Raw genomic sequence first — 274 nt, forward strand, 5'->3', positions numbered from 1 at the left:
GGTGGATATTTTACAGCTTGCTGGTCGTGAATCTGGTTTATCTGGGGGTGCAGCTTACCAAAAGCCTTGCTCCCCGTGATGCGGCGGTGTCGTTGCGAGTGCCGATCCAGGCTGCGGGTGGGGAGCCGTTAGTGCTGCTTTCCGAGCGGTCGCAGCCGACCAGGGTGGACGTGCGAAGGCCTGAAGCCGGTTCCCTTTGCGCGGTAGTGGGGCCCTGGGAGTCCCATGATGCGGCCAATGCTGGTGCGGTGCAGCTTAGAGCGGCAGGCTTGCC

1 protein-coding gene is annotated in these 274 nt (G+C 62.8%); it reads left to right on the top strand.

Annotation, left to right across the window (positions count from 1 at the left end):
• Positions 1-274, top strand: a 274-nt coding sequence (locus QWY28_RS23755) for a hypothetical protein (RefSeq protein ID WP_300955369.1), incomplete at both ends; no start/stop codon positions are given.

The sequence above is a fragment of the Nocardioides oceani genome, from assembly GCF_030412965.1.
Classification (GTDB): Bacteria; Actinomycetota; Actinomycetes; order Propionibacteriales; family Nocardioidaceae; genus Nocardioides; species Nocardioides oceani.